Raw genomic sequence first — 21,828 nt, 5'->3', positions numbered from 1 at the left:
AGCGCATCGCATACTCTCAGGCCAGATCAGGGGCACTATCCTGTTGGGCCAGCCAGGTCTGGAAATCGCGGATCGTGCCTTCATAGTCATCCCCTGCTAGCGGCCCTTCGATCGCGTGGGCTGAATGCAGCGCGACCTGCATGCGTTCAAGCTTTTCGCGATCCTCGCGGTTGACCTCTTCCCAGAGCGCGATTCGCCCCTGGATCGTGTCGTGATCGAGGTTATCGCGATAGACGGACATCGTCCATTTGACGCGGATCAGGTTCGCGTTGATCGGGAAAATAGACAGCGATACGAGCAGGCTGGCGGCTTGGCTGGCCACCTGCGTGGGAAACTTGGCAAAGAGGGATGACCGTTTTCGTTCTGCCTCGCTCAGGCCCGCTGCGCCGTCTCCGCGCGGCGTGATATTATCAGGGTAATTGGCAGCGTAGGAGGTGTAGCCATCCCCGCTGACCAGCTTGCGAGACAGCCCCGACGGGGTGTAGCCGTGAAGGGTTTGCGGATGGACCACACTCAGGTGGTAGCCTTCCATGAAGTTCTCGACCAGGCATTTCCAGTTGGTCTGCCAGTTCTCTTCAGCCACATGCACAAGGCGGAAATCCTCAGTCTCATAGGGCGCCAGCATGGCATCAAGCTCGGGGTGCTCAAACGGCGGGGCGTCTGGCGTAAGGTTTACGTAAATGAACCCGTTCCAAAGCTGCACCTTGTGTTCCGGCAGCCTGCAGGATTTGGGATCAAAGCCCGCATTCTCCATCCGTGGGGCACGCAGCAATGCACCGTCGCGCCCGTAGGCCCATGCGTGATATGAGCATACAAACCGCTTTGTATTACCGCTTCCTTCGGCCAGCGGCATGCCGCGATGCCGACACACATTTGCCAGCGCGCGGATTTCACCTTCATCGCCACGCACGACAAGCAAGGGTTCATTCAGAAGCTGGACAGTGAAGAAATCACCGGGTTCCGGAATTTCGTCGACCCGACCCAAGCAATGCCACCCGCTGCGCAGCACAGTCTGCGCCTCGTGGTCGAATTGCTCCTGTGAGGTATAGAACGCGCCGGGCATACCCATCGGGCGATCCGCGGGCAAGGCGGCCAAGTCTTGAAGTTTCGTTCGCAAATGGGTCATCCCGGCCTCCCTTGTTGTTATGTCTTACGCGTCCCCCGGCACGCCATAGGAGGGCGCGGAGGAGGGATCGAGTGCGCGGCGCACGTAATCGTCCAGTTGTGGTTTGTAGACGTTCCAGGCGGTTGCAACCGATTCAATGGGGCAATCCTCGGTCCAGTCGCACCGCAGGTCGGCCACGGGCCAGCTGACTTTGTCGACCAGCATCAGACCCGCGGAATGCACGGGCCCGGCCTCGCCACCGGCAGCAAGCCCAGCGCGGAGTGCTGCAATCAGCCGGTCACCCAAGTGACCCGCCGCATCTTCGAATGCGGACACGATGGCAGCGGGCACACCGTCATGGGCCAGAAGATTGCCGCCCGATGCAATATCCCTGCCCTGCGCCTCGTTCCAGTTGCCCAGCACGTTTTGGCCGGAGTGGATGGCTGTGGTTCCGTTTCCGTCAATTGCCAGAAGCTGCCGATAGGCGATGTGCGCGGCCTCACCAGTGATTTGGCGCACCGCCGCTTCAGCCGAGGCACCCTGTTCCATCAGATCGAGCGTCTTTGGACCAAGGCTAGGATCGGTGACATTCTGGCTTGCTACAGCGCCAACGCCTGCACGGGCATAGGCGCAACGGGCTGCAACGGCAGGAGAGGAAGACGAGATTGCCATGCCAAACATGCCAGTCTGCGCGCATCGGGCCACAAGAGAGAAAGTCACGGGGCTAGTCCGGGATCACGGCGGTGGCGTCAATCTCCACCAGCCATTCAGGCCGAGCCAGAGCCTGTACAACCAGACCGGTCGAGACAGGATGCACACCTTTGATGTATTCGCCCATGGTCCGATACACAGCCTCACGGTGGCGAACATCGGTGATGTATACGACCACTTTGACGAGATGCTCCATTTCGCCGCCTGCTTCTTCGATCAATTGCTTGATATTCTGCATCACCTTGTGGGTCTGCTCTGCCGGATCGTGGCTGTCGATGTTCTTGGCATCGTCCAGGTTCTGGGGGCACTGCCCGCGCATCCAGACAGTACTCCCGCCGCGTGTGACGACGGCTTGGCACAGGTCATTGTCGAGCGACTGTTCTGGGTAGGTATCGCCGGTATTGAAAGGGCGGATGCGGGTGTGAGCCATATTTAGGTCGCGCCTCCTGCGTCGATCTTTGCCATCAGATATTGCGCAAAGTCATAGTTCGGGCGTTCCAGATGGCTGAGATGCCCGGGCGTTGCTGCGTCTGAACACAAGCCCCGAAACACTTTTTCGGTACAGCCACGATCTTCGACATTCACGTCATCCAGAAGCGCCTTGAGCGCGGTGAAATTGCCTTGCGCATCCGGGTCATCCGCAAAGTCATTCGACATGCCACCGCCAAAGCGGATATGCACCTGACCCGGCCCTTTGGGATGCAAGGACAGATACCAGAAATACCCTGGCGTCAGCGTGATCATAAGGCTTGGATAAAGCGCCAGAAGAAAGGTCATGCGGCGTTCATCGCCTTTCAGCCGATCATTGCTGGGGTGCGCCATGGCAATGCGTAGGGATTCATCCTTCAGAATCGTGTGGTAGTTGAAGGCCGCGCTACCGGGCGGGCAAATCATATCCTCCAGCCGCGACAAGCCACCAATCGTGCCCGCGTGGCACACCGGCAAATGGTAGCTTTCCATGAAATTCTCGGCCAACACCTTCCAGTTAGTATCCCAGACATGTTCTTCGTAGAACGCCTCGGAATAGTTGGCCATATTATAGCCTTCGATCATTGTCGCCACTTCGGACAGTTGCTCGGCCACGGGGGCCGCATTTGGATCAAGGCAAACAAAGACCCAGCCTAGCCATTCTTCGCAGCGGACCTGAGGCAACGCGTAGTTTTCTTTACAAAACCCCTCGTTCTGCTTCATCGCGGGCGCACCGCGCAGCTTTCCGTCGAGGTTGTAGGTCCAGGCGTGATAGGGGCAGACGATTGTCTTTGCATTCCCGCGCCCATGCAAAAGCGTCGACATGCGGTGCAGGCATACATTGCTCATCGCGCGCAGATCGCCGTCTCTGTCGCGCAACACAACGATTGGCTGCCCGGCCAGTTCGCAGGCCACATAGTCCCCTACAGACGACAAGGCGTCGGCCCGGCCCACACAGTACCAGTCCTTTCGGAAGATGTGCTCAAGCTCTGCATCGACAAAGCTCTGCTCGGTATAGACCTCGGTCGGCATGGCCCGCGCACGTTCAAATGGGACCGAGGTGTTCGCGCGCAGAGCGGCGATAGGATCAACGTGGTCTTTGGGCATGAACGAACCTCTTTGCCTGAGTCGCGGGCGGCCACCGCATTCACATACTGAGACGGCTTTTGCCGGAAACAAACCAAAAGTCTATCTTACCGGTGATTAGGTAAAATCTAATCGACATAAGATGATACAAAATTAGGGTTGCACAAGCAAAAGAAGCAGCCGGGCCAACAGATACCCAGCACGGCAAAAAAGGTGACGCGATGGAAAACTTCGACACGGTGGTGATTGGCGCAGGTCAGGCGGGCATTGCCACAAGCGAGCATCTCCGTGCCCAAGGCATTGAACACGTCCTTTTAGAGCGGGGCCGCATTGCCGAACGTTGGCGATCCGAACGGTGGGATTCACTCGTTGCAAATGGTCCGGCATGGCATGATCGCTTCCCGGGCCTCGAGTTTTCCGGCGACCGCGACGCGTTTCCGCGCAAGGAATGCGTGGCCAAGTATTTTGAAGACTATGCCAAAATGATCGACGCGCCCGTGCGCACAGGCGTTACGGTGACGCGTGCGCGCCCGCATGAAAACCGCGCGGGTTTTTTGATCGAAACGTCGCAAGGTCCCATAGAAGCGCGCCACCTCGTCTGTGCCACAGGGCCGTTTCAGAAACCGGCGATTCCGCCGATCATCCCCGAATCCTCTGACGTTCTGCAGATGCATTCCACCGCGTATCGCAATCCCGAGGCTTTGCCTGAGGGCGCCGTTCTGGTCATCGGCGGTGGTTCCTCCGGATCGCAGATCGCGGCCGAATTGCATGATGCTGGGCGCGAGGTTTTCTTCTCCATTGGCCCCCATGACCGACCTCCACGTCGCTATCGCGGGCGAGACAATGTCTGGTGGCTGGGAGTGCTCGGCATTTGGAATTTGGATACTCCGGCGCCCGACACCGAGCATGTCACAATCGCAGTCAGTGGCGCGCATGGCGGCAAAACTGTAGATTTCAGGAAACTTGCCCAGCGCGGTATCACTTTACTGGGGATGTCGTCGGGATATGAAAACGGCGTTCTCCATATCGCTGATGACCTCAAAGCCAATCTTGATGCGGGCGACGCAAACATGTTGTCCCTGCTCGAAGCCGCCGATGCCTATGTTGCGCGCACCGGCATGGACCTACCAGAAGAGCCCGAGGCCTGGGTCGTAGGGGACGATCCCGCCTGTGTGTCAGACCCCATTCGCGAGCTGGACCTTGAGCGCAACAATATCCGCACCGTGATCTGGGCAACTGGGTTCCAGTTTGATTACGACTGGCTAGAGGCAGACACGCTGGACGACCGAGGCAGACCGATCCATCAGCGTGGTGTCTCTCAGGTGCCAGGGCTGTATTTCGTCGGGCTGCCATGGCAATCGCGCCGTGGGTCCTCGTTCATCTGGGGCGTTTGGCACGATGCAAAGTTCATCGCGGACCAGATCTCTATTCAGGAAAACTATCTGGCCTATGCACCAAACTCTCCTTGAGAGGTGTCGACTTGCAAAAGAGATTCAGGCCGTTTGCATGAGCGGACTGATCTGTCTGGCTCGGTTTTAATTTGAAGCCGAAAGTCGGGCTGTGATTGCCTGAAATGATGAAACCGAATGAATCTGGGCGTGCACTTATCTAAGCGTATCGCCCCACGCGGCACCTTCAGTTGCAAAGGGCCGATCAACTTCGAGTACAGTTTCCAACCTCATTCAAAACGGTAGAACCTCTTTGCAGTATCTTGGAACACGCTGTTCTGATGCGCGTCAGGGATCAGTTCTTGAAGGCGCGACACTAGTTCATGGTAAGTCGAAGAAAGACTGTCGACCGGATAGTTCGATCCGAACATGCAACGATCTGCGCCGAATTGCGACAAGCAGGTTGAAACGATTGGCGCGACGCTTTGGGCGCTCCAATTGTGATCAAACATGCCAAGCCCCGAGAATTTGCAATGGACGTGAGGCAGTTTGGATAGGGAACTAAGCGCATCTTGCCAGAGACTTAACCCCTCAGCACTGCGGTCATGTGGTGAGCCAGCGTGACAAAGAGCGACAGGCGTACTTAGTGCCTGCGAAAGCACTTCGGCAGTTTGTTCCATCAGTTCGGGAAGCAATTGCAGGTCAAAGGAAAGGCCTCGCTCGCCCACGACTTTCAGGCCAGTCCGGAAATCCCGGTTTTCAAGCAATCTGTTTGTACCCGTCTTGGCATCTTCGCCGGGCGCGCGTCCGACGATCTGACGAACACCCCGGACCGAGGGTAGCGATTGAAAGCGATCCAGCTGGTATTCCAGATCGTTGGCCGTCAGATCGCAAAATACGACCTGAACCAGCGGCCAGTCCGGATATTGATCGGCTACGGCTTGAACCCACTGCGCCTCGGCCCAGGGATCGGCGGCGCCGACCTGGATATGAACCGAAGCCGAGAAGCCCTGTGCCGACGCATCTGCACGAAATTCTGGTAATAAATAGTCACGCTGGATCGGCGTGGGGTCGCCAAAAAACCGAACGGCGCCCTTTTCCATCAACCAAGGATACTTGACCGCGTTCAGATCCCACAGATGGTGATGAGCGTCTATCTTCATGGTGTTTCGATCCCAGCGGTGCGATCCAAAACGTCGACGCCCTGTTGTTTCCAGAAATGCAGCAGGTCTATGAAAATCCAGTTTTCGGCCAGTTTGTCCTCGGCACGGCGATAAATGTCGATCACCCTGAACTCACCCGGTTTGCCAGTGGCCGGCATACCCATGAACCCTCCTGAGGGCGTTGCGGTGAAGTTGGGCCAGCCAAAGAAGCCGCCATAGTGCCCTTCCGCCAGACGGCAGATATGTTTGGTCTTTGACCGGTCTTTGAAACCCGCACGGAACGGTCCCGAGTGTTGCTTGGCATAGCGTTCGATCGTGTAGGTCGCACCTATCCCCTCGGGCCCCCACCAGATCATGTCTTGATGCCAGGTTCTGGCCAACTCTTCCTCAAGCGGTAACCCGCCTTGCCACTGGCCAAGGTCCGAGATCATCGCATTGATCAATGCCAGTGTTTTTTCACCTTCTATGACGGGTTGTTCCGTGAGCAGCAGGCCGTCATGTGGCATTGGGCCGGGTTGCACCAGATGTGCCGCTGTTTGCGGAGGAAACGGGTTCTGCCCGGCCTGCACCATCAGGTGTGGTATGTCGAAATACATCGCCGTTTCCGTGATCTGGCCATCGGCGACCTTGTAGAAGGCACAATAGCGCAGAAACGCCAGCTTTCCGGTCGGGCGAATACCCAGCCAGGGATGGTCGAACAGGCCCATCAAATGCCCCATGGTGACGATCCAAACATCTGACTCATCACGCAGCGAATTCTGCCCGGCGAACATGATATCCACCCGATTTTGAAGTCGTGTCAGACTGGATTTCAGTGGCATCCAGAATTGCTGGGCCACCTGTTCAGCATCATTGATCAAGTTGAATGGGTGAAAGCCGCGCCAAACTGAATCAGGTGTGCAGAAACGCCCCATGACGCTGGGAACGTCTTGGGGCGTCGCTGAATCCAATGCGGAATGAAAGTCAGAGATAACTTTTTTCTCTTTCTGGAAGGTCACGGTATTTTCCATTTGTGTCAGGGTTTTGCGCGTTTTGTATCGCTAGAGTGAATCGGGTATTTTCCACATTCTTGCATACGTATGCAAAAAAGTCTTGCCTGATTTGATATATGCGAATTACAGTTTTGCAAACGTATGCAAAACGAATCCTAGTTGGGGGCACCATGGCGGAAATTCAACTGCGTAACGTCGGCAAACGATGGGGTTCGTTTGTGGGGGTCCACAATTTTGACCTAACCATCGCAGATCGCGAGTTTCTGGTGCTGCTGGGACCATCGGGTTGCGGCAAGACCACCACGATGCGGATGATCGCCGGGCTTGAGGACGTGACTGAGGGCGATATCCTGATCGACGGTAAAGTCGTCAACGATTTGGAGCCCAAAGACCGCGACGTGGCTATGGTGTTCCAAAGCTACGCGCTCTACCCCAACATGAATGTCTATGAGAACATCCGCTTTCCTCTGAAAGTGCGCGGCGTCGACCCGGCGACCCATGACGATAAGGTTCGTCGCGCCAGCGCGATGGTCGAGCTAGACGATTTCCTGCATCGCAAACCCGCGGAACTGTCGGGCGGACAGCGGCAGCGGGTGGCCCTGGCCCGCGCCATCGTACGTGAACCGAACGTGTTCCTGATGGACGAGCCTCTGTCGAACCTGGATGCCAAGCTGCGGGTCTCGACCCGGGCGCAAATCAAGAACCTCAGCCATGAGCTGGCGGTGACGACGATCTATGTCACCCACGACCAGATCGAGGCGATGACACTGGCCGACCGCGTTGTGGTGATGAAACAGGGCGTGGTGCAACAGGTCGGCAGCCCGACCGAAATCTATGACCGACCGGCGAATACCTTTGTCGCCAGCTTTATCGGCTCGCCCGCTATGAACCTGATGGAAGGTGAGGTCGCGGGCGGCGTGTTCCGTGCGGAACATGTCGAGATCCCGGTCAACGCACCAGATGGCCCCATGACACTGGGTTTCCGGGCCGAGGATGCCAGTCTTGCCGAAGGCGCGGGCCAGATCACCGCACCGATCTACACGCTGGAGCTCTTGGGCGACGCGACCATGATCTCGGTCCGGGTCGGTGGGGCTTTGGTGTCGGTCAAGGCCGACAAGTCCTTCCGCGCCGAGATCGGGGATGATGTCTCATTCTCGGTGCCAACAGAAATCTGTCACCTCTTCGAAGCTGGAAGCGGTGCGCGGATCGGGGAGTAGCCCCGCCAACAGCCCTTCGGGGCATAACAGTGGTCCGGGCGTCGACGACGGACCCATCCTGACAGGGAGAAACGCATGAAACTCAAGACGATCCTAATGGCAGGAGCCATGGCCATCGCGGCAAGCGGTGCATCGGCAGCCTGCTCCTATGAAAACGAAGTGCCGCTGAAATCGCTGTCAGCGGGGTTCGAAGCCTGGAAAGCGGTGACGGATGCGATGGCCGAGTGCGGCAATTTCAGCGCCTCGCTGGATCAGGAATTCCGCGAGAAGCAGCCCGAAGCTTTCGCTGCCGACCCCTCGCTCTATCAGATCGGCGGCGTTTCCAACGCGACCCTCGTGCCTTTGCTGAACGCTGGTACAATCCGGCCCTTGGATGATCTGATCGAAAAATACGGCCAAAACCTGTTGCCGAACCAGCTGATCAAAGTCGACGGCAAGACAATGGCAATTGCTTTCATGGTCAATGCGCAGCACCTGATGTACCGCAATGATGTTTTGGCTGATCTGGGCATTGAAGAACCAAAGACATATGACGAAGTGATAGACGCAGCGGCCAAGATCAAAGAAGCCGGTGTAATGGACTATCCGATCGGGGGCACTTTTAAGACCGGTTGGAACCTTGGCCAGGAATTCGTCAACATGTATCTTGGCGAAGGCGGCGCGTTCTTTGGTGAGGGCAACATGCCCGCAATCAACAATGCGCAAGGCGTAGCCGCACTGGAAACGCTGAAAGCGATGACAGACTATATGGACCCGGAGTATCTGGTCTCTGATTCCACCTATGTCCAGCAGCAATTCCAACAGGGCAAGATTGCCATGGCCAACCTGTGGGCCAGCCGGGCAGCTGCCATGAATGATGAAGCTGAAAGCCAAGTTGTCGGCAAGGTCACGATGGCCTCAGCGCCGATGGGATCCTCGGTTCCGGCCACGACCGTTTGGTGGGATGGCATCGTCCTGGCCTCCAACATGAGCGATGAAGAAGCAGACGCGGCCTTCCGTCTGGTGATGGAAGGTATCGATGCCGAGATGGTTGGCGCAAACAATGACACCGCCGTTTGGCTGAGCACGGCGTACACACCGGGTGAGCTGGCTGCGGGCGCTGCGGCCTCGGCAGAAGGTGGTGCCAAACCGTATCCTGCCTCCGGTCCGATGGGCATAATGCATACGTCGCTGGGCAATGGTCTGGCCGATTACCTGACCGGCGCCAAGGACGCACAGACCGCGCTGGCCGATATCGAGGCGGATTACATCACCGCCGCGAAAGAAGCTGGTCTGATCAGCAACTGATCCTCCCCGGGGAGGGCCCCGTGCCCTCCCTAATTTCCTACCCGAGAACCATGAGAAAGGCAGAGCCATGAATTTCAGGACATTTGCCGCCTTTGTTGGCCCCTCTGTCTTTATGATGCTTCTCTTTATCGCTTTCCCGTTGGTCAGCGTGTTCAAGCAGAGCTTTTACATCACCCAACCCGTCTATGAGATGGTCGAAGTCGAAACCTGTACCCCTGGCTTCCTGACCCAGACCTGTGTGACCGAGCAGAAATCGCAGCCCAAGCTGGACGAACATGGCGAGGTGATCACACAGACCGAATATGTCGGCCTGCAAAGTTATCGCAACGTGCTTGAACCCGAGCGGGCCTGGCGCGCGATCACCGAGGGCAACTGGTCCGTCCTGTCCACCATCAACTTCTGGAAGGCGCTGCGGTTTACGCTGACTTTCACGCTAATCACGCTGCCTCTGGTCATCGGGTTCGGGCTGGGCATCGCGGTTCTGATCAATAACGCCGCGGGGTCGATCCGCGGGCCGGTCATCTTCATCTCTCTGCTGCCCTTCATCATCACGCCGGTGATCGGCGCGCTGTCGATCAACTGGCTGTTCCGCGGTGACGGCATCCTGACAGCGCTGCTGGAATGGTGGTTGAACCGCGACATCGCCCTGTTCGCGCAGGCCTGGACGATTGAAATCCTGATGATGTTCTATCGCGTCTGGCACGTGGCCCCGTTTGCGGCCGTTGTGTTCTATGCCGGGCTGCAGACCGTCAATCAAGACAGTCTAGAAAGCGCCGTGATCGATGGGGCGACGCGTTGGCAGCGGATGAAATACATCGTCATTCCGCATCTGATGCCGCTGATCATCTTCGTATCGATGATTCACCTGATGGACGCTTACCGGGTGTTCGAAGAGATCGTCGGTTTCTCCAGTCAGGCTTATGTCATCTCGCTGCAATGGCTGACCTTCGACTTCCTCGTGCCGGATCAGGCGGGCAACCGGTCGATCAGCCGGGCCTCGGCCAGCGCGATGCTGACCATGATCGGGATCGTCATTCTGCTGATCCTGCCGCTGCGCCGCACCTGGCGCGACCATAAAGGAGGCCACTGATATGTCCTCGCGCGCGCTTCGCCAACCTCTCAGCCTGCGGCTGACCTCAAACATCTTCCTGGCGTTCTGGTGCCTTGTCGCCGCCTTCCCGATCGTCTGGATCGCGATCATGAGCGTCAAATCCCCAGTGGACGCCTATGACAGCAACGCGCTGAACGTGATCTTTGGCCCGGCGACGCTGGCCACAGGGAACGGACTTTCGGTTCTAGATATCATTCTCGGGATCGCGGTGATCTGGGGCGCAGCCATGGTCGTGACAAAGGTGCTGCCCGCGAAGATCAAGGAATACACCGCGCCGGGTCAGGCATGGTTCGGTTGGGTGGTCGGAGTGCTTGTCGCCCTGATCGCCTTCCTACTGGTGTTCTTTGTAGTCCTGCCCGCAGTACTGAACGTGCTGAACCCGCTGTTCGGCCCACTGGGCCGCGACGTGCTGGGCGTGACGACCGAGCATTACAAAACCGTTTGGGTTGACCGGGGCTTTTCCAACAACTTCAAAAACTCGCTGGTCGTGACCGCCGGGGTTGTGACTGTATCGCTGACCGTGGGTACGCTGGCCGGCTATGGCCTGGCGCGGTCGGGCTCGACACTGGCCTTCTGGATTTTGCTGATCGCGCTGATCTTTCGCGCGTTGCCACATTCGGTTCTGGTGGCGGGCTATCTGCCGGTCTTCATCAACTCCGCCGAATGGCTGGCGCCTATTCTGGGTGAGAACGCGCCGACGCTCTATGGCAAGCCTTTCGCCGTGATCGCGGTGCTGGTTGCGATCAACCAGCCGTTCACGATCTGGATGCTGCGCTCGTTCTTCCAGAACATTCCGGCCGAACTGGACGAGGCGGCGCGGGTTGATGGCTGCAACCACTTTCAAGCCTTCCGCCGCGTGATCATGCCGGTCATGTGGCCGGGAGTGATTACGACTGGGCTGTTCAGCTTCCTGCTGGCCTATAACGACTTTCTTGTGACCTCGCTGCTGCTCGATGCGCAGAACCAGACGATGGTCCCTGCCATTGCGGGCATGTTCAACCGCGAAACAACCACGACCGATCAGGTGGTCGCCGTGGCCGCTGCGGTCTCGATCATCGCCCCGCTGTTCTTCCTTGTGATGATCTTCCAACGCCAAATCGTAAGCGGACTGACCGCTGGCGCAGTAAAAGGATAAAGAAATGAAGGGTTCCCGCCCGGAACAAGCCGTTCTGACCCGTGATACGGATCTGAGCAAAACCGAAGACACGCGCCGCGTGATCGAAACCATGGTGGACGGTCTGAACGACCACCGTATTGACGATATCGGCGAGTTCTTCTCAAAGGGGTTCCGCTGGATGGGCAATCAGGGCTGTGGCACCAAGACCGGCCTGAAGGAGTTTCAAGACAACTGGCAGCGCCCCTTCCAGGCCGCGTTTTCGGACAAAACCTGCATCGATGAGGCACGCCTCTATATGGGCGAATGGGCCGCCGCCTTTGGCCGACAAGAAGCCACCCATTCCGGCGAGTTTCTGGGCATCGCCCCCACCGGAAAGCGGGTTGAAATCCGTTACATGGATTTCTGGAAAGTTGTCGACGGCAAGATCGTCGATAACTGGGTGAATGTGGATTTCGCCCATGTGGCCGCGCAGCTGGGGGTCGATCTGTTTAACGGTGAGGGCTGGGAAGCCTATGACCGGGGTGACAAAACCGCGCCCCGCCCCGACAAGTAAGGATCAGGATTATGGCAATCGAGTATCTGAAACGCGGCAAATCCGACGCTGACCGGGCCGAAGATGACGCAAAGACCCGAGCCGTGGTCGAGGCCACGCTGAAAGACATCGAAACCCGCGGTGATGCCGCCGTGCGCGAGCTGAGCGAGAAGTTCGACAACTATTCCCCCGCCTCGTTCCGCCTGTCGCAGGAGCAGATCGACGATCTGATCGGCCAGCTGACCGACCGCGAGCTGGACGATATCAAGTTCGCCCAAGAGCAGGTGCGCAACTTTGCACAGGCGCAGCGGGACTCGATGCTGGATATCGAGGTTGAAACCCTGCCCGGCGTCATACTGGGCCACAAGAACATCCCCGTGCAGTCGGTGGGTTGCTATGTGCCCGGCGGCAAGTTCCCGATGGTGGCCTCGGCCCATATGTCGGTGGCGACAGCCAGCGTCGCGGGCGTGCCGCGCATCATCGCTTGTACACCTCCGTTTCAGGGCAAACCGAACCCGGCGGTGATTGCGGCCATGCACCTGGGCGGCGCGCATGAGATCTATGTGATGGGCGGCATTCAGGCCATCGGCGCGATGGCGCTGGGGACCGAAACCATTGATCCCGTCCACATGCTCGTTGGCCCCGGCAATGCCTTTGTGGCCGAAGCCAAGCGCCAGCTGTTTGGCCGTGTGGGCATCGACCTGTTTGCCGGCCCGACCGAGACCATGGTGATCGCCGACGAGACCGCAGCAGACGCGGAACTCTGCGCAACCGACCTGTTGGGTCAGGCTGAGCATGGCTACAACAGCCCCTGCGTGCTGCTGACCAATTCGCGTAAACTGGCCGAGGATACTCTAGCCGAGGTCGACCGCCTGCTGGGCATCCTGCCCACCGCCGACACCGCGAAAGTGTCCTGGGCCGAATATGGCGAGGTGATTGTCTGCGACACCTATGAAGAGATGCTGAAAGTCGCCGACGACATCGCATCCGAGCATGTGCAAGTGATGACCGACCGCGATGATTGGTTCCTTGAGAACATGACGTGCTACGGCGCGCTGTTCCTTGGGCCGCGCACCAATGTGTCGAACGGTGACAAGGTGATTGGCACCAACCACACGCTGCCCACCAAAAAGGCCGGGCGCTATACCGGCGGGCTATGGGTAGGGAAATACCTGAAAACCCACAGCTATCAGAAGGTTCTGACCGATGAAGCGGCGACGCTGATCGGCGAATATGGCTCGCGCCTTTGTATGCTGGAAGGCTTCGTGGGCCATGCCGAGCAATGCAACGTCCGTGTCCGCCGCTATGGCGGGATCAACGTCCCCTATGGCGAGGCCGCCCCCTATCGGGACGCCGCGGAATGAGTGACATCCATACGCAGCACAAAGCGCTGATCGCGCAAATCAGGGCAGCTATGTATGACTTTACAGAAACGGGTGTGCGTCAGGCGCTGGCAACTGTCAGCGCTCCGGATGCCCTGTTTCGGTTGTGCCACCCGTTCGGCGACAGCAACGGTAGCGATGCGTTTTATGACACCGCTTACAAAGGTTTGCTGAACGCGTGGCCTGATCTGGAACGGCGCGACTACATTGTCACAGCCGGGCCGGACGAACACGGCGCGGATTGGGTCGGTTGCGGCGGCTACTATACCGGTACCTTCACCGGGCCTTGGCTGGATATCCCGCCGACTGGCCATCAGGTGACGATGCGGTTCCATGAATTCTATCGCTTCCGCGACGGCAAGATCGTTGAGATGCAGGCGCTGTGGGACATCCCCGAAGTGATGATGCAGGCCAACGCCTGGCCCATGGCCCCAAGTCTGGGGCTCGAATGGCATGTGCCAGGTCCCGCGACGCAGGATGGTCTGGTTCCAGGGCCATATGATGCCGCCAAGGGCCAGCAAACATGCCAGCACATCATCGACATGCTGGATCACCTCAAGAAACACCCCTCAGAAGGCGGGCCAGAGGTGATGGAGATGGAGAAGTTCTGGCATCCCCGCATGAATTGGTACGGCCCCGCCGGGATCGGTACCGGGCGCGGCTATGCTGGGTTTCGTAACTGGCACCAGATTCCGTTCCTGAACGGGATGCCGGATCGCGGGAAGTATGTGGATGACATCACCTATCACTTCTTTGGCGATGGCGACTACGCCGCGGTCACGGGCTGGCCGAACATGATCCAGACGGTAACCCATGACGGCTGGATGGGGATTGCGCCCTCGGGCCAGCGGATCACCATGCGCAGCCTTGATTTCTGGCGGCTCGAGAATGGCCTGATCCGCGAAAACTGGGTTCTGGTCGATCTTCTGGACGCTTATCGCCAACTTGGCGTTGACGTGTTCGCCCGTCTGCGGGAATTCAACAAGGCCCGGAATATGGGCCGAATTGAAATACCAGATGGAATGAGCTGATGAATGACCTGCCCCGCACCCCCTCTTTTTCGCTGAGCGGTAAAACCGCGCTGGTTACTGGTGCCTCCTCGGGTATCGGTCAGGGCTGCGCCGTGGCGCTGGCCGAAGCCGGGGCGCATGTGGTTTGTGCGGCGCGCGGGGCGGAACGTCTGGCTGAGACCGTCGCCGCGCTGCAGGCGCAGGGCTGGTCGGCCGAGGCCGCGGTGGTGGATCAGGGTGACTTGCAGGCGCTGAAACAGCTGTTCGACGGCCGTGCTTTTGACGTGGTGGTCAATTCCGCCGGAACTGCTCGCCATAGCCCGGCAATCGACACCACGCCCGAGGATTTCGACGCAGTGACCGATATCAACCTGCGCTCGGCCTATTTCCTGTCGTCCTACGCAGCCAAGGCGCTGCTGGCGGCGAAGCGGCCGGGGTCTATCATCCATATCTCAAGCCAGATGGGCCATGTCGGCGGTGTGGACCGGGCGCTGTACTGCGCCACCAAACACGGGCTTGAGGGGATGGTCAAAGCCATGGCGATCGAATGGGGCAAACAACGCATCCGCATCAACACGGTCTGCCCGACTTTCATCCGCACACCGCTGACACAATCCACCTTCGACAACCCAGAACGCGCCGCGTGGATCATGGACAAGATCAAGCTCGACCGCGTGGGCGAGGTTGAAGACATAATGGGCGCGGTGACCTATCTGGCCTCAGACGCCTCGGCGCTGGTGACGGGCACCTCGATGCTGATTGACGGCGGGTGGACGGCGGACTGATGGCTGAAAAAGTCACATCCCTGCAGGTTGCGCAGCTGGCCGGTGTCAGCCAATCGGCGGTCAGCCGAGTGTTCACGCCCGGTGCCTCGGTCAGCAAGAAGACCGAAGACAAAGTGCGCAAGGCGGCCGCCGAACTCGGGTACAGACCCAATGTTCTGGCCCGCGCCATGGTGTCGGGCAAAAGCCGGATCATTGGTCTGGTGGTGGGGTATCTCGAGAATTACTTCTACCCCGAGGCGTTAGAAAAACTCTCCAACGCGCTGCAGGAACAGGGCTATCACGTGCTGATTTTCATGGCCTCACGCTCGGCCGGTAATATTGACGACGTGATGGACGAGATTCTGGATTATCAGGTTGACGGGGTAATTCTGGCCTCGGTTCCGATGTCCTCGGATATTGCCACGCGCTGCCAGCAGGCCGGTGTTCCGGTTGTGTTGTTCAACCGCACGCAGGATCTGGACGGGATCACCACGGTGGCCTCGGACAACTATGCGGGGGGCCGCAAAGTGGCCGAGTTTCTGTTGGCCGGAGGGCATAAGCGTATCGCCTATATCGCGGGTTGGCAGGGCGCCTCAACCCAGCGCGACCGCGAGGCCGGGTTCCGTGCGGCCCTGGCCGAAGGCGGGCAGGACGTGTTCGCCCATGATGTCGGAGATTTCCACACCGAAAACGCCCGGGCCGCCGCCCGCCGGATGTTTGATGTTGCCCCCGGTAAAAGGCCCGACGCGGTATTTGTGGCCAATGATCACATGGCTTTGGCCGTGATGGACGTGATCCGCTTCGAATTGGGTCTGCGTGTGCCCGAGGATGTTTCGGTCATCGGCTATGACGACGTGCCGCCCGCCGGGTGGCCTGCCTACAACCTGACGACGATCCGCCAGCGCGCAAATCTGATGGTGGCTGAAACCGTCACCGCATTGCTTGACCATATCGACACCCCGGCCACGGCCGAACCACGCAAAGTGGCTATTGACGGGCCGCTGATCGTGCGGACCTCGGCGCGTTTGCCGAAGGGGTGGAAACCACAAAGGACCGAGACATGAAGGGCTTTGATCCGAAATTCCGGGATTTTCCGGACTACATCATCGGGATCACCAAAGAGATCTGGGAAGATCGCGGCATCGCCACGCTGCATGACTATTACAGCAAGGATATCGTCGTGCGCTCGCCCGGGTCGGTGGTGCTGGGCAACCAGAACGTCATCGGCGCGACCATGGCGACGCTGGCCGAATTTCCCGACCGTCAATTGCTGGGCGAGGATGTTATTTGGTCCGGTACGCCGGAAGAGGGGATGCTGAGTTCGCACCGGATCATCTCGACCGCGACACATTTGGCCGAGGGTGTTTACGGTAAAGCGACCGGAACCAAATTGCGCTATCGGATTCTCGCCGACTGCCACGCCATCGACAATCAGATCAATGACGAATGGCTGATCCGCGATCAGGGGGCGATCGTGCGTCAGATGGGTTGGGACCCCAAGGAATACGCCGCCGATCTGATCGCGCGCGAAGGTGGACCTGAGAACTGCGTCAAACCTCTGACACCCGAGATCGACCAGCCCGGCCCCTACAAGGGCACCGGCAACGACAATGAATGGGGGCAGCGTTACGCCGACATCCTGACCCGGATCATGAATGCCGATATGGGCGCAATCGAAACCGAATATGATCGCGCTGTTCAGTCCGAATATGTAGGCGGGATCACCGGTCACGGCTGGGACTCAGTGGATCGGTTCTGGATGGGTTTGCGCGCCAGCTTCCCCAACGCCGAATTCAAGATCGAACACCAGATTGGCCGCGACGACCCGAATATGCCCCCTCGCGCTGCTATACGCTGGAGCCTGTGGGGCAAGCATGATGGCTGGGGCGTCTTTGGCGCGCCAACCGGTGCGCAAGTCTATGTTCTGGGCATCAGCCACGGCGAGTTCGGCGAGTTGATCGCCGGCCAGCCGCAGCTGCGCCGAGAATACACCCTGTTCGACGAGACCTCGGTCTGGAAACAGATCCTGCTACAAGGACAGGAGGGCTGAGTGGCTGCGACGGGCCTCTCCCTGAACACCAGTCAGGCGGCGCGGCGCTTTCACACGCATCGCGCCTCGCTGCGCGCGCGGCGTTTGAATAACCGACCTCCCGGGGGACGGGATTGATCCCATCACACCCATTTTCAAGGAGACCATCATGAGCACCAGCCAACAACGCATCGTCCGCTACGGCGAGCTGCAACCCTGCAAAACCGCCTTCATCGACGCCCATACGCCGGGCAGCGATCAGAAGGAAAACTTCACCATCATCGGCGGCGGCGTGTCCGAAAGCCCCGATCAACACGTCCACATCACCGACAAGATCGGCTTTAACATCGGCGCTGCGGGCCAGCCTCCGAAATGCCGGAATTCTCTGCACAGCCATACCACGGCCGAGGTGTTCTTTGTCGCCAAGGGCCGTTGGCGGTTTTTCTGGGGTCGCTATGGCACTGCGGGTGAGTTCATTGCCGAAGAAGGCGACATCTTCAACATTCCAACCGGCATCTTTCGCGGGTTCGAAAATGTCGGTCAGGATTATGGGATGATCATGTCGATCCTCGGCGGCGACGATGCCGGGGGTGGCGTGACCTGGGCGCCGCAAGTCATTCAGGACGCGCAGGCCCACGGGCTGATGCTGGGTGACAATGGCGTGCTGTATGACAGCAAGAAAGGGCAAGAACTGCCCCACAACGTGCGCCCGATGCCGCTGCTGACCGAGGAACAGTTGAAAAACTACCCCGAAGTACCGGTCGAGGATGTGGTGGGCAAATACGTTGCCCGCTACTGGGATCTGATGGCGCTGTCGGCCAATAAACCGGCACCGGTGATCGGCGAAAACGCTCTGATCAAAGACAAACCGGGGTTCGAGGTCGACTTCCTCGGGCGCGGTTCAAGCGTGAATGATCCGGTTGTCGCTAAAAAGCCGGTTGTCCTTATGCCAGCAAGCGGTCACTGGCGCATCTCGATTGACGGGTATGAGACCACTCTGTCAAATGGAGACACCGCCTTGGTTCTGCCGGGGGAACGCTATAGCGTTGAACCGTCGATGACCGGACAGGCAGGTCTGTACCGGATTACAGCGACCGATGACCCGGCAGGAGCCACCTGGACAGGATGACCGCAGATCCAAACGACACGCATGCCATTTATGAACGGCAGGCGACTGACTATGACAAGCGCCGCTCAAAGGCCTTGTTCGAAGCGCGCTGGCTGGCGCGCTTCACTGCCAGCCTGAAGCCCGGCGATCGCGTTCTGGATTTAGGGTGCGGGACAGGCGATCCCATTGCGCGGTGGTTCAAGGCCGAAGGCTTTGACGTCACGGGTGTCGATTTCTCCGAGGCGATGCTGGCCATTGCCCGGACCCGCTGGCCCGATGGTGATTGGCGTCATGGCGATATGCGCGATTTCGAACTGGATCAGACATTCGACGGTATCATTGCCTGGAACAGCTTTTTCCATCTGACAGCGGACGAGCAAAGGGATTGCATCGCCCGTATGTCCCGTCACTTGCGGCCCGGTGGAATGCTGATGCTGACCGTCGGTCCCCGCGCAGGAGAGGACAGTGGTACCGTTGGATCGGAACGTGTCTATCACGCGTCGCTGTCTCCGGCAGGTTATGCTGTTTGCCTTGAAGAGAACCGGCTGCAATTGACCGGGTTTCTGGCCGAAGACCCTGAAACCCAAAGCCACACAATCCTGATGGCTCGCAAAATCTGAGGAGGCCCCGATGACCGTAAAGACCACGCATGTTGGATCCCTGCCCCGCTCGCAGGACGTGGTGGATTACATCTTCGCCCGTGAAAACGGCAAGCCCTATGATGCCGCGGGTTTTGATGGCTGCATGACCGAAGCGGTCTCCGAGACGGTGCGCAGACAGGTCGAAGCCGGGGTGGATATCGTCAGCGATGGCGAGACCTCGAAGATTTCCTACGCCACTTACGTCAAGGACCGCTATACCGGTTTTTCCGGTGACAGCCCGCGCAATGCACCTGCGGATCTGAAGATGTTTCCCAGCTTTTTGCAGCGCCTGGCTGATGATGGCGGCACCCCGAAATATGCCCGACCCATGTGTACAGGCGAGGTGCGTTCAAAAGGGCAAGGCGAGCTACAAAAGGACATCGAAAACCTTAAGTCGGCGATGTCCCAACATGGGATCGACCGAGGCTTCATGAATGCCGCGTCGCCAGGGGTGATTTCGCTGTTTCTGCAGAATGACCACTACCCAACGCGCGAGGCGTATCTGGCCGCGCTGGCCGATGCGATGAAAGAAGAATACGAAACCATCGTGGCCGCCGGTCTGGACCTGCAACTGGATTGCCCCGATCTGGCCCTTTCGCGCCATATGTTGTTCACCGATCTGTCGGACGACGCGTTCGTAAAGATCGCCAATATGCATGTCGAGGCCCTGAATCATGCTCTGCAGAACGTCCCGCAAGACCGTGTGCGCGTGCATATCTGTTGGGGCAATTACGAGGGCCCGCATTGCTGTGACATCGCAATGGACAAGGTGTTCTCCACTCTGATGGCGACCAAATCGCGCTATGTGCTGTTTGAAACTTCGAACCCGCGACACGCCCATGAATGGACTGTGTTCCGCGACCGTAAAAATGAGATTCCCGATGACAAGATCCTGGTGCCCGGCGTTGTCGACACCACCACGAACTTCATCGAACACCCCGAGCTTGTGGCGCAGCGCATCGACCGGTTCTCGGGCATCGTTGGGGCGGATCGGGTGATTGCAGGCAGCGATTGCGGTTTTGGTACCTTCGCAGGCTTCGGCGCGGTTGATCCGCAGATCGCCTATGCCAAATTGGCGGCGCTGTCGGCAGGGGCAAAGCTGGCTGCGTCATGACGCCTTTGATCTTGTTGCCTGGCATGATGTGCGATGCGCGCCTCTTTGGTCCGCAGATCGACGCACTGTCAAACAGGGTGCCGTTGATGAGCTTTCCGTTAAGCCAGCAGGACAGCGTCGGGGTCATGGCCGCCGAGATTCTGAACAACGCCCCTCCTCGCTTCGCTTTGGCGGGGCTGTCGATGGGTGGGATCGTTGCGATGGAAGTGCTGCGTCAGGCCCCGGATCGGGTGGAACGGCTGGCTTTGCTGGATACCAACCCGCTGGCAGAAGCGTCCGAGGTCAAAGCACGCCGTGCGCCACAGATGGCCGCCGTGCGCGAGGGGCGCTTGCGGCAGGTGATGCGCGATGAGATGAAGCCCAACTATCTGGCGGATGGTCCGCGACAGGGCGCTATTCTAGATCTTTGCATGGCTATGGCCACGGATCTGGGGCCGGACGTCTTTCTACGTCAGTCGCAAGCGCTGATGGATCGCCACGACCAACAAGCGACCCTTTCGGCCTATACCGGCAAAACGCTGGTTCTGTGCGGGCGTGTCGACGGCCTTTGCCCTGTCGAACGCCACCAACTCATGCACGATCTTCTGCCTAACAGCGCGCTAACGATCATTGAAGACGCAGGGCACCTGCCCACACTGGAACAACCACAAGAAACCACAGCGGCCCTGATCCGCTGGCTGGAGGACTCATGACCCCATCGCTTCTGTCTCTGCTTCGCAAGGTCGACACGCCCACCGTATGCAACGCCATTGAAGTGGCGCAGGGCAAACGAGGCTTTGATCAGTTCACCCGGGGTACCATGCTGTGCTCTGCCCCCGATGAGCCAGCAATTGTCGGCTATGCACGCACCGCCAAAATCGCCGCCATTCACCCGCCAACCGAGCCAGCAGATGTGATCCGGGCGCGACGCATGGCCTATTACAAGTATATGGCTGAGGCCCCAGAGCCATCTGTCGCGGTGATTGAGGATGTAGACTACCCGGACTGTATCGGCGCCTATTGGGGTGAGATCAACACGTCGGTCCACAAAGGGTTTGGTATGTCGGGGGTCGTAACCAATGGCGTGATGCGTGATCTTGGGGACTTACCCGATGGGTTTCCCGTCGTCGCCGGTTCAATCGGCCCGAGCCATGGGTTCGTCCACATACGCGAGATTGCTACACCGGTTTCCGTGTTTGGTCTGATGGTAAGCCCAGGTGATCTGATACACGCTGACCGTCATGGAGCACTGGTGATACCAGAGGATGTTATCGTGCAACTGGAAGCGGCGATCCAGAAACTGCTTTTGACAGAGCGTATCGTGTTGGATGCTGCACGCCAATCCGGGTTTAATTTTGAAACCTTCGAAACCGCATGGGCCGAGTTCGAAAAGGCAAGGGTTTGATTGCTGCAAACGAGTGACAGACCTCGACCGAATAGTAGGCTACAGAGCTCAAGTCTCTGGAATGACATCACAAGTCCAAGTCTGACCTTCACATCTTGGTCGGTGCATGACAAAGGCAGCCTTATTGTAACGTTGCCAGAAACCAGGATTGACGGAGCATAACCGTTCGTCAGATGGCGCCTTAGAACCGGCCAGATTCAAAACCGTGTTGACTGAACA

22 protein-coding genes are annotated in these 21,828 nt (G+C 58.6%); 16 read left to right on the top strand and 6 right to left on the bottom strand.

The window, feature by feature from the left end; translation table 11 throughout:
* Positions 1 to 16 precede the first annotated feature (16 nt).
* From ACR3FB_RS21525 to ACR3FB_RS21510, 4 genes are read right to left on the bottom strand one after another with little or no spacing between them, the layout of a single operon-like run.
* Positions 17 to 1,126 (bottom strand): Rieske 2Fe-2S domain-containing protein, encoded by a 1,110-nt coding sequence (locus ACR3FB_RS21525; RefSeq protein WP_170722486.1) that lies wholly within the window; start codon positions 1,124 to 1,126, stop codon positions 17 to 19.
* Between the two features lie 24 nt (positions 1,127 to 1,150).
* Positions 1,151 to 1,825 carry a DUF1028 domain-containing protein gene (locus ACR3FB_RS21520; protein ID WP_480565289.1) on the bottom strand — a complete coding sequence of 225 codons (675 nt, stop codon included), beginning with the start codon at positions 1,823 to 1,825 and terminating at the stop codon, positions 1,151 to 1,153.
* A gap of 4 nt (positions 1,826 to 1,829) precedes the next feature.
* A complete protein-coding gene (locus ACR3FB_RS21515) occupies positions 1,830 to 2,246 on the bottom strand; it encodes a RidA family protein (RefSeq protein ID WP_170473868.1) in 417 nt (138 codons plus the stop codon).
* A gap of 2 nt (positions 2,247 to 2,248) precedes the next feature.
* On the bottom strand, positions 2,249 to 3,391 hold the full coding sequence (locus ACR3FB_RS21510) for an aromatic ring-hydroxylating oxygenase subunit alpha (RefSeq protein WP_480565287.1): 1,143 nt from the start codon (positions 3,389 to 3,391) through the stop codon (positions 2,249 to 2,251).
* 200 nt (positions 3,392 to 3,591) lie between these two features.
* On the opposite strand from ACR3FB_RS21510, the gene ACR3FB_RS21505 reads away from it, so the two are divergent.
* Entirely contained in the window at positions 3,592 to 4,839 is a 1,248-nt protein-coding gene (locus ACR3FB_RS21505) for a flavin-containing monooxygenase (RefSeq protein WP_480565285.1), read from the top strand.
* Positions 4,840 to 5,048: 209 nt separating this feature from the next.
* On the opposite strand, the gene ACR3FB_RS21500 is transcribed toward ACR3FB_RS21505, so the two are convergent.
* Together ACR3FB_RS21500 and ACR3FB_RS21495 are read right to left on the bottom strand one after the other, a co-directional pair.
* Positions 5,049 to 5,921, bottom strand: a complete 873-nt coding sequence (locus ACR3FB_RS21500) for an amidohydrolase family protein (RefSeq protein ID WP_480565283.1) — start codon at positions 5,919 to 5,921, stop codon at positions 5,049 to 5,051.
* Positions 5,918 to 6,931 (bottom strand): nuclear transport factor 2 family protein, encoded by a 1,014-nt coding sequence (locus tag ACR3FB_RS21495; protein ID WP_480565281.1) that lies wholly within the window; start codon positions 6,929 to 6,931, stop codon positions 5,918 to 5,920. The genes ACR3FB_RS21500 and ACR3FB_RS21495 overlap by 4 nt, the downstream gene beginning before the upstream one ends.
* 152 nt (positions 6,932 to 7,083) lie before the next feature.
* On the opposite strand from ACR3FB_RS21495, the gene ACR3FB_RS21490 reads away from it, so the two are divergent.
* From ACR3FB_RS21490 to ACR3FB_RS21420, 15 genes are all read left to right on the top strand, one after another.
* The gene (locus tag ACR3FB_RS21490) at positions 7,084 to 8,130 is read left to right on the top strand and encodes an ABC transporter ATP-binding protein (protein ID WP_480565278.1); all 1,047 of its coding nucleotides are present in this window, start codon (positions 7,084 to 7,086) and stop codon (positions 8,128 to 8,130) included.
* A 75-nt stretch (positions 8,131 to 8,205) separates the two neighbouring features.
* Positions 8,206 to 9,417: an ABC transporter substrate-binding protein gene (locus ACR3FB_RS21485; RefSeq protein ID WP_480565275.1), complete on the top strand. Its 1,212-nt coding sequence runs from the start codon at positions 8,206 to 8,208 to the stop codon at positions 9,415 to 9,417.
* Positions 9,418 to 9,484: 67 nt separating this feature from the next.
* A complete protein-coding gene (locus tag ACR3FB_RS21480) occupies positions 9,485 to 10,507 on the top strand; it encodes a carbohydrate ABC transporter permease (RefSeq protein WP_170380322.1) in 1,023 nt (340 codons plus the stop codon).
* A gap of 1 nt (position 10,508) precedes the next feature.
* The gene (locus ACR3FB_RS21475) at positions 10,509 to 11,663 is read left to right on the top strand and encodes a carbohydrate ABC transporter permease (protein WP_419739146.1); all 1,155 of its coding nucleotides are present in this window, start codon (positions 10,509 to 10,511) and stop codon (positions 11,661 to 11,663) included.
* 4 nt (positions 11,664 to 11,667) lie between these two features.
* Positions 11,668 to 12,198 (top strand): ester cyclase, encoded by a 531-nt coding sequence (locus ACR3FB_RS21470; protein WP_170692619.1) that lies wholly within the window; start codon positions 11,668 to 11,670, stop codon positions 12,196 to 12,198.
* Positions 12,199 to 12,209: 11 nt separating this feature from the next.
* Entirely contained in the window at positions 12,210 to 13,541 is a 1,332-nt protein-coding gene (gene hisD / locus ACR3FB_RS21465) for a histidinol dehydrogenase (RefSeq protein ID WP_480565271.1), read from the top strand.
* Entirely contained in the window at positions 13,538 to 14,590 is a 1,053-nt protein-coding gene (locus tag ACR3FB_RS21460) for an ester cyclase (RefSeq protein WP_480565268.1), read from the top strand. The genes hisD and ACR3FB_RS21460 overlap by 4 nt, the downstream gene beginning before the upstream one ends.
* Complete coding sequence (locus ACR3FB_RS21455; RefSeq protein WP_480565265.1) at positions 14,590 to 15,354, top strand: SDR family NAD(P)-dependent oxidoreductase; 765 nt, start codon at positions 14,590 to 14,592, stop codon at positions 15,352 to 15,354. Before ACR3FB_RS21460 ends, ACR3FB_RS21455 begins: the two co-directional genes overlap by 1 nt.
* Positions 15,354 to 16,397, top strand: a complete 1,044-nt coding sequence (locus ACR3FB_RS21450; protein WP_425084655.1) for a LacI family DNA-binding transcriptional regulator — start codon at positions 15,354 to 15,356, stop codon at positions 16,395 to 16,397. The genes ACR3FB_RS21455 and ACR3FB_RS21450 overlap by 1 nt, the downstream gene beginning before the upstream one ends.
* Positions 16,394 to 17,383 (top strand): nuclear transport factor 2 family protein, encoded by a 990-nt coding sequence (locus tag ACR3FB_RS21445; RefSeq protein ID WP_480565262.1) that lies wholly within the window; start codon positions 16,394 to 16,396, stop codon positions 17,381 to 17,383. The genes ACR3FB_RS21450 and ACR3FB_RS21445 overlap by 4 nt, the downstream gene beginning before the upstream one ends.
* A 148-nt stretch (positions 17,384 to 17,531) precedes the next feature.
* A complete protein-coding gene (locus ACR3FB_RS21440; RefSeq protein ID WP_480565259.1) occupies positions 17,532 to 18,491 on the top strand; it encodes a cupin domain-containing protein in 960 nt (319 codons plus the stop codon).
* Positions 18,488 to 19,090, top strand: coding sequence for a class I SAM-dependent methyltransferase (locus tag ACR3FB_RS21435; RefSeq protein WP_170692608.1), 603 nt, complete (start codon positions 18,488 to 18,490; stop codon positions 19,088 to 19,090). The genes ACR3FB_RS21440 and ACR3FB_RS21435 overlap by 4 nt, the downstream gene beginning before the upstream one ends.
* 10 nt (positions 19,091 to 19,100) lie before the next feature.
* Positions 19,101 to 20,225, top strand: coding sequence for a cobalamin-independent methionine synthase II family protein (locus ACR3FB_RS21430; RefSeq protein WP_480565256.1), 1,125 nt, complete (start codon positions 19,101 to 19,103; stop codon positions 20,223 to 20,225).
* Positions 20,222 to 20,917: an alpha/beta fold hydrolase gene (locus tag ACR3FB_RS21425; protein WP_480565253.1), complete on the top strand. Its 696-nt coding sequence runs from the start codon at positions 20,222 to 20,224 to the stop codon at positions 20,915 to 20,917. Before ACR3FB_RS21430 ends, ACR3FB_RS21425 begins: the two co-directional genes overlap by 4 nt.
* A complete protein-coding gene (locus ACR3FB_RS21420) occupies positions 20,914 to 21,609 on the top strand; it encodes an RraA family protein (RefSeq protein WP_480565250.1) in 696 nt (231 codons plus the stop codon). Before ACR3FB_RS21425 ends, ACR3FB_RS21420 begins: the two co-directional genes overlap by 4 nt.
* The last annotated feature ends 219 nt before the right edge of the window (positions 21,610 to 21,828 follow it).

This window comes from Ruegeria sp. AO1 (genome assembly GCF_056535985.1).
This window is presented reverse-complemented; position numbering and strand designations above follow the sequence as displayed.